Genomic DNA, 6,288 nt, shown 5'->3' on the forward strand with positions numbered 1-6,288 from the left:
CTGATCACGGGCCGAACGGCTGAAATGTGTCACCGCCTTCCGCGTCCGACACGTGTTCGTACTCATGCCGGCGGGTGAACACGCGCCCACGCTCCACTCGCACATATTTATCCTCATGTGGGAAGACGATCGCCGTCCTGCCTCGTGCACGACTCACCTGGAGACCCCCGCCCCCCAGAGCGTCCAGGAAGGAGGCAATGTCGCGCAGGATCTCGTCCGCGAACCATCGCTGAGCAGAGTCGGACGTATCATACAAATCTGTGTCGATGCTGTATCGAAGCTCGGGCGACTCCCCGTTCCGGCCGACGACGAAGTCGAGCAGAATCCCCTTCGGACCTATGTCCACCCGCAGCCGGAAACCATTTCCCGAAACACAGTGCGTGTGCAGCTCATCCTCGGTCTCGACAGTGACGGCGAAGCCGTGGTCACCCAGCCGTTCCATCAGGTGGCCGATCTCACTACCCTTTTTTGGGGCCATTAGTTCCCAACTTACGCAACTCGAGGTCGAAGGTGGATCGGCGACGATCCTTCCCTACCGGACCCCACTTCTTGCTTCGGGGCCGGCTGGCCGCCGAGTCGTGGTGGTCGTCTACAGCGAATTCGGCAGTCGGGTACGCGCCAACGCCTCCGACGGCACACGGCGGCACCGCTGGGCCGGCCCTGCTCGTTCCTGGCCCGTTCGGGGCCGACGGATCGGACCCCGCCGCCAATGCCCAATCGACCTATCCAGCGTCGAGGTACTCCACGACGTAGGGGAAGGAAGCGTCTCGGCAGACCGGGCAGTCTCTCCGGAACTCGTGCTCGGCGATCCGCGGAGCCAGGTCACCCTGAAGTACGGAGATGGCAGTCTCCGCCACCACCGCCCGAACAATCGCGGCACAGTTGCGGCAGACGACAGAACGGACCTCGGCCACCAATGCACCGTGGAAGTCCTTGACATCGACTGTCCCAGCGATGACCCGAGCGTCGACGGCCCGAAGGTCTGTGCCGTCACTCCAGTGCAGCACGTAGGGTAGCGCGGGCATCGAGGGATAGCCGCGCACCAGAATCCGCCGGAGTCGTGGATGGTCGACGAGCAGGCGGTCCTCGAGGGGATCAGCGTTGACCACTTCTCCTGGGATCATCAGGGGTTCGCCCGCCGGAAAGAAGACGAACGGGACGCCTCCCAGGTCGAGGGTCACGGCCATGGCAGCACATCGATCATATTACGCACCAGGATCTCCGACTCACCGGCTCCGGGTAGAGATTGGAAGATCACTTCACTCGGGTTGACAGTGGCCTGATAGATCTGCCCGTTCGGCCCGGCGAAAGTCTTCGCGGTATTGACGTCGCTGGTGAAAGATATCATGGAACGCTCTCCGATCTCCGCCATCTCCGTGCCGAACTCGGCGTGCGCCTGCGCGTAGTTCTGCTCGCTGCCCCACGCACGAACACCGGCCTGGTGAGCATCCTGGGAGGCGCGAGCCGCATCGTCGACAACTCCGCCGCTCTCCATGAAAGCGCGCTGGGCGGCGTCACTCATCAATTTCCCGGTCTCGTCGGCAATGTGATTCTCCAGCGCCCGCGACGTACCTCGGTAAATCGGGATCCCGTTTCCCGCCGGGTAAGGGGCCAGGCCCAGCGGGTCGACAAACCGGAATGGGTTGACGACGTATCGGTAAGGGTTCGAGCCGGGAGCGAGACCGAGGGGGTCGGCGCTGAGGTAGCGGGCGGTGTCCGGGTCGTAGTAGCGGTGATAGTTGCTTGAGGCGCCGGTCTCTGGATCATGGAAGTGCCCGGGGAAGCGCAGCGGACAGTCGACGCCCGTGGCGGTGACCTGGGTGGGGATGCCCCAGATGGTGGTCCGCTGTTGCCAGGCAATGTCGCCGTCGGGGCTGACCAGTTCGGTCGGTGCGCCGACCAGGTCGGTCACGATCGCATAGAAGCGGCGGTTTACCTCGTCCTGACCCACCACCCCGTCGGTCTGGCCGATCGGGGTGAACGCGCCGGGGGCGTACTCCCAGGTGCTGGTCTTCACCTCATCGTCGTGGCGGTGGATCTGCTCGATGAGACGTGGGCCGTCCCAGGCAAGGTCGATCTGTTCGGCCACCGCGCCATCGGCGTCGAGGCGCTGCTTGCTGACCCGCCGACCCAGCGCGTCGTATCGGTAGTGCCACCGGGTGCCGTCCGGCGTCGTCACCGCGACCAGCCGATCCTCACTGTCCCAGGTGTAACGCCACGTCAGCGGCTTGGTTGAACGTTGCTTGAGCTGTCGCAGCGTGACCCGGCCAGCAGCATCGTGTTCGTACCGCAGGTCCCCGGCCCGACGGATCAGGGTGCCGCTGTACTCCCGCTCGCCCCGAGCCGCGACGGCGTCATCCGCTCCGGGCCAGGTGGCGTCGGCGACGTTACCGGCGTCGTCATAGGCGTACCGTTCGGTCCAACCATCGGCCTGCACGGCGGTGACCCGGCCGGCCCGGTCAAGCTCCAGTCGGCGCTCACCGGTGAGCTGGTCGGCGATGTCGGTCAGGTAGCCGTCGGGCCGGTAGCGGTAGGCCCGATGCGCAACCAGATCCGGCACCGCGTCCGGTCCGGCCGGGTTCGCGGTGAGCACCTGGGCGAGCAGTCGGTGATTCGCGTCCCAACTGTGCGTCAGGGCAAGGTTGCCGACCGTCCGCTGGGTTTCCCGGCCGGTCGCGTCGTGGGTGAAGGCGACAGTGGCGTCGCCGGTCTGCACGGCCACGGGCCGGCTTCCGGCGTCGTACTCCCAGGCGCTCTCCACACCTGACGGAGTTCGTCGCTGGGTCCGCCGGCCGAGCGCGTCGTAGGCGCAGGTCAGGGTGTGGCCGTTCTGAGTTTCCGCAAGCACCCGACCCATCAGGTCGCGCTCGAGGTGGAGGTCGACTTCGGGTGTGGTGGCGTTCAGCAACCGGCCTACCGGGTCGTACGCGAAGGTGGTGGTGCCCTCGACCGTCTGTTTCTGCACCACGTTGCCCAGCAGGTCGCGGACCAGGTCGATGCGCTGACCGAGCCCATTGGTCCGGCTGATGATCTGGCCGGCGCGGTCGTGCGTGTAGGTCTGCGTGCGGCCGTTGAAGTCGGTGTCGGTGACCAGCCGTCCTGCCGGGTCGTAGTCGTAGGACCAGACGAGCCCCTGGGCGTTGGTGACAGTGGTGAGCCGCAGCTCGGTGTCGTAGGCGAAGGCGAGGCGTGCGCCGTCGGGTCCGGTGCGTGCCACCGGCAGGTCGAAGGGGCCTACCTCGTAATGGGTGGTGGCCCCGGTCTGGTCGGTGTGGGTGACCAGGTTGCCTTCGGGGTCGTAGGTCCATTCCTCGCTCGCCCCGTCCGGGCCGCGCCGCCAGGCGAGGCGTCCCTCGACGGTCCAGCCGAGGCGGGTGGTGCCGCCGAGCGGGTCGGTCACCTCAGCAACGCGTCCGGCCGAGTCGCGCCGGTAGGTCGTCACCGCACCGGTTGGTTCGGTGAACGAGCTGATCAGCCCGGTCGGATCAGTAGCCACCACCGACACGTTGCCGTGGGCGTCGGTCACGTCGGCCAGGTTGCCGGCTTCGTCGTAGGCGTAGCGGGTGGTGGCGCCGGCCGGGTCGGTCATCATGGTCAGGTTGCCGCGTTCGTCGTACTCGCGCCGCCAGATGGCGCCGTCGACATCGGTGACCAGGACCGGCTGGCCCAGGTCGTTGTACGTGGCCGTCGCCCGGCTGCCGTCCGGGCGGGTGACCTCGACCAGGTTGCCGTCGTCATCGTAGGACCAACGAGTCGTCCGCCCGAGCGCATCGGTCTCGGCCTGCTTGCGGTCGAATCGGTCCCAGACGGTGGTGGTGACGTTGCCCAGCGGGTCGGTGACCTGTTCGGCCTGCCGCAGCTCGTTGAGGTGGTAGACCGTCGCGTGGCCGAGCGAGTCGACCACAGTGGTGACCCGGGCCGCGGTGTCGTAGCGCAGCATCCCCGTGAGGCAGCCGCCGGTGCCGGACGTGGCGACGCAATGCCCGTCCTCGTCGTAGGTGTAGCGGTACTCGGTGCCGTTGCGGTCCACCCACTGGGTGACCCGCCCGTCGATGTCGTAGTCGAACCGCAGCGGCAACCCGGAGGAGTTGATGACCTCGGTCAGGTCACCGGCCTCGTTGTAACCGAAGCGGATCAACTCGGTATCAGCGTCGTCCCCGCCGAGGTCGAACCCGACGATCCGATTCTCCTCGACACGCACCCGCACCCGGTAGCCACCGGAGTGCACCACCTCGACCGGCGCACCGCTGTCGTCGTGACGCACATCGACCCGGTGACCGTTGCGATCGGTCACCGCGACAAGCGGAAGCTGACCCGCCACAGCGCCGGGCACCGACCCGAAGTGCCACGTCCAACCCCGAGCGGGATCGGTGACCCGGTAGACATCGTCGGCCGGATCCCGCGCCAACGACCACCGCGGCCCCTCGGTCGGCAGCCGATCAGGGCGACCGTCCACGCCGACCGGGTAGATCAACGCCATCCCGTCGGCGGTAGCCAGGTAGACCCCGGCGTCGTCGACCTCGATGCGCTGATCGAGCGTGGACGCCCAGGACCGGCCGAACCAGCTCCCCAACCGGTACGACGACAGGTGCGTGCGCGACAGCAGCAGCGGCAACGCCCCCGGCAACTGGACGTCGGTCTGGGTGAGGACCATGTCGCCGCAGGCGACGTCGATCGGATCCAGCCGCGCCAGCCGCTTGATCGCCTCGATCCCGTTGGCCCGCGGGTTCGCCAACCCCGCCCGAGCCACCGAACCCATGTTGCGGCCCCGGGCGGCGACCGACGAGAACGCGTGCGCGATCCGCCCGCCCTTCAACGCACCCGCCCCGAGCCGCGCCAACTTACCCACCCCGGGTAACAGATTGAGCCCGATGTCGATCAGGATCGTCTTCAGGCTGCCCTTACCGGTGGCGGCGTAGATCGAGAGGTCGATCGCGGAGGCGAGCAGAGCGGTGCCGATCGCGATCGGTGCCATGATCGGCGCGAGGACCGGGATGAACGACAACAGACCCGCGACCAGGGAGACGATCTTCAAGGCGCTGGACAGTTGCGCCAACAACTCCTGATTGTCCCGCACGAAGTTGGTGAACTGCCCCTTCAGATCCCACCACTTCGGATTCTCCTTGAACCGCAACCCCTTCGCATCAGTCACCACCCGCACGCAATCACGCACCGCCGTGGCCAACTCACCCCGCAACGCACCCGCCTGGGCCACGCACTCGTCCCAGTCCCGCTGCGCCTGCGACAACGCCGCACCCGCCGCCCCCGCATCCGACCGATACGTATCCGGCTCCGCCGCAGCCTGCTCCGGCGGCCGATCCGCGACCTCCCGCTCATGCCGCTCATCCGCCTGCGCCGCCCGATCCGAACGCCCCCGCGCGGCCTGTAGGGCCGCCCACAGGCCCGGCGCACGCTGCGCCAACGGACGCATCCGATCCTGCAACGACGACAACGAACCCGCGAACGCCACCAACCCCGCCGACACCTTGCCGAACGCATCACCGGTCACCCGCAAATGCCCCGGCATCTGGGCATTCAGGCCCTCCCGGAACAGATCCGCCTCCGGACCCACGAACTGACTCGTATCCAAACCCGTGATCTGCGCCGCCGCCTGCGTCGCCGCCGAACCAAAACCAGACCACCGCCCCGCCGACGACCGAATCGCCGACGGATCACCATCCATCCTGAACAAATGCGCCGGAAACTCAGCCATCGCCCGGACCTCCCCCGTGCCCACGCCAACAAGCCCTTCGCAGTGCCAGACACGGGACAGCCACACGCCCAGCACCACGGACCACGACGACGCGCCCGGACCTTCAACGATGCCCGGACGCGGTCGTACCAATCGATCAGCCCTGCAACGTCCCCCGGACCTGACCGCGCATCTCCTGCACCGACGTCGTGGTCTGACCCAGAGCACCCTTGACCGAGTCGAGGATCTGCTTCACGGTGTCCGCCGCAGTGTTCCACTGCATCTGAATACCGTTGTAGATCTCCATCTCGTCGCCCTCCCAGTTGGCCTTCACCCGGGTGACGAAGTTGGTCAGATCATCGAGACTCGCCTGCACCCCGTTCGCGACCGACGCAATATCGCCCTGCGCCGACCCCGCCGTCGACTCGTCGTAACTGAAGACATCACCCATGATCCCCGCACCCTCCCCGTCAGCCCCGGAACTTCGCACTGTCCCAGTTGGCCGACCCCATCGTCGACTGCAACTGGCTCGTCTGCTCCGAGTGGTACGTGTCATAGAGCTGCCCCGCCGAACCAACCCGGCTCGTAATATCCGT

The 6,288-nt window shown here is 67.0% G+C and carries 4 protein-coding genes; all 4 read right to left on the minus strand.

Features of this window, described 5'->3' with window-relative positions; all coding sequences use genetic code 11:
• Window positions 1-4: 4 nt before the first annotated feature.
• Window positions 5-478 carry a hypothetical protein gene (locus AB0B85_RS32165; protein WP_357413290.1) on the minus strand — a complete coding sequence of 158 codons (474 nt, stop codon included), beginning with the start codon at window positions 476-478 and terminating at the stop codon, window positions 5-7.
• 244 nt (window positions 479-722) lie between these two features.
• Window positions 723-1,187 (minus strand): hypothetical protein, encoded by a 465-nt coding sequence (locus AB0B85_RS32170; protein ID WP_357413283.1) that lies wholly within the window; start codon window positions 1,185-1,187, stop codon window positions 723-725.
• Entirely contained in the window at window positions 1,178-5,713 is a 4,536-nt protein-coding gene (locus AB0B85_RS32175) for a DUF6531 domain-containing protein (RefSeq protein WP_357413286.1), read from the minus strand. The genes AB0B85_RS32170 and AB0B85_RS32175 overlap by 10 nt, the downstream gene beginning before the upstream one ends.
• Window positions 5,714-5,849: 136 nt before the next feature.
• Complete coding sequence (locus tag AB0B85_RS32180) at window positions 5,850-6,143, minus strand: WXG100 family type VII secretion target (RefSeq protein WP_357080017.1); 294 nt, start codon at window positions 6,141-6,143, stop codon at window positions 5,850-5,852.
• Window positions 6,144-6,288 lie beyond the last annotated feature (145 nt).

Source organism: Micromonospora sp. NPDC049044, assembly GCF_040649215.1.
Lineage (GTDB): Bacteria > Actinomycetota > Actinomycetes > Mycobacteriales > Micromonosporaceae > Micromonospora.